Source organism: Draconibacterium sp. (assembly GCF_041583095.1).
Taxonomy (GTDB): domain Bacteria; phylum Bacteroidota; class Bacteroidia; order Bacteroidales; family Prolixibacteraceae; genus Draconibacterium.
In genome coordinates this window covers 1-1,810 of sequence record NZ_JBFHGM010000441.1, presented here as the reverse complement: position 1 = coordinate 1,810, position 1,810 = coordinate 1, and the positions used below count along the sequence as shown (strand labels likewise).

Below are 1,810 nucleotides of genomic sequence, written 5' to 3'. Positions count from 1 at the left end.
TTAATTTTTACTATCAGATTATATGATGTTTGATTGTCGATGGTACTTGTGACAACAGTCAGTTCAATTCTTAACACGAAGCGCTATCTTTAACTTCTATTAAATCTTATTACATTCTAAATAATTACAGAAACAGTATCTTCGTGAAATTTTTATAAAACTGCACAATATGTTTGACAAAAATACTTACATCGATCGTAGAAATAAATTGAAATCCAAGGGTTTAAAAGGTGTCGGATTATTCCTCGGAAATGGCGAGTCACCAATGAACTGTTTGGATAATACTTATCATTTTCGTCAGGATAGTTCTTTCCTTTATTTCTTCGGTCTTGATTTTCCCGGGCTGGCCGGAGTAATTGACTTTGAAAGTGGTGACGAATACATTTTTGGAGACGATGTTGAGATTGACGACATTATTTGGATGGGACCACAGGTTCCTTTAAAAGATAATGCCGCCAAAGTGGGAATTACCCAAACAGCGCCGTTTGCAAAACTTTTCGACATTGTTAAGAAAGCGATGAATGCCAACCGAACAGTTCATTTCCTGCCTCCGTACCGTGGCGAGAACAAGATTTTACTGGAAAAATTAACCGGACTTTCTGCCTTATCAGTTCAAAGTCATGCATCGCTGGAGTTTATTAAAGCCATTATCTCGATTCGTGAAATTAAGGAAGCGCAGGAAGTTGAAGAGATAAAAAAAGCCTGTGCAACCGGTTATAAGATGCATGTGGCAGCAATGCGCATGGCACAACCCGGGACCTGGGAGCAAAAAATTGCCGGAACTATGGAAGGAATTTCATTTGCCGGTGGCGGAATGGCTTCATTCCCAATCATTCTTTCGCAAAACGGCGAAACGCTGCATAACCACGATCATTCGCAAATTCTTGAAAATGGCCGGTTGATGTTATGCGATGCCGGTGCTGAATCATTACTTCATTATGCATCCGATTTTACGCGTACTACTCCGGTTGGCGGCCAATTTACCAGTAAACAGCGTGAGATTTATCAGGTGGTTTTGGCGGCCAACAATAAGGCTACAGAGCTTACCAAACCGGGTGTTACCTATTTGTCGGTTCATTTAGCTGCAGCAGAGGTAATTGCTGCCGGATTAAAAGAGCTGGGGCTGATAAAAGGCGATGTAAAAGAAGCCGTTGCAGCCGGAGCACATGCCCTGTTTTTTCCACATGGTTTGGGACATATGATGGGATTGGATGTACACGACATGGAAGATCTCGGCCAGATTTATGTGGGCTACGATGATGAGATCAGACCGGCCGATCAGTTTGGAACAGCAGCTTTGCGTTTGGGAAAACGGTTAAAACCGGGCTTTGTAATCACCAACGAACCGGGCTGTTATTTTATTCCGGCGCTAATTGATAAATGGCAGGCCGAAGGCGTAAACAAAGACTTTATAAACTTTGATAAGGTGAATGAATACCGTGATTTTGGCGGAATCCGGCTGGAAGACGATATTCTTGTTACCGAAACAGGTAGCCAAATAATAGGAGAGCGGGTTCCGATTGATCCGGATGAAGTTGAAAAAATCGTTCAACAAGGATAAATCATACAAAGGCATTCATAATTGTGGATGCCTTTTTTTTAATATCCGGTGGTAAAAATAATCCATTTCCGACAGAAGCTCATCGCGCACGGCACAACACCTTTCCCGAATTTCTTCCTGCGATTTAGCGCCTTTATACGGGCTTTTAAAGCCCAAATGCAGTTTCCGTTTATAGTTTACTTTCGGAATTGTTAACTCCTCGCTTGTTCCTTCGCCCACCGTTATCAGGTAATCAAAATCCATCTCAGC

General features: G+C 42.1%; 2 protein-coding genes. One reads left to right on the top strand and one right to left on the bottom strand.

From position 1 onward, the window contains the following. Positions 1-169 precede the first annotated feature (169 nt). A complete protein-coding gene (locus ABZB17_RS22355; RefSeq protein ID WP_372653871.1) occupies positions 170-1,561 on the top strand; it encodes an aminopeptidase P family protein in 1,392 nt (463 codons plus the stop codon). Between the two features lie 15 nt (positions 1,562-1,576). Here ABZB17_RS22355 and ABZB17_RS22350 read toward each other — a convergent pair. Further along, on the bottom strand, positions 1,577-1,810 hold a 234-nt coding region (locus tag ABZB17_RS22350), incomplete at its 5' end, for a hypothetical protein (RefSeq protein WP_372653868.1).

Bases quoted from the DNA above. Each gene is read 5' to 3' on its own strand.
- ABZB17_RS22355 (WP_372653871.1), top strand. From the start codon at position 170: ATGTTTGACAAAAATACTTACATCGATCGTAGAAATAAATTGAAATCC.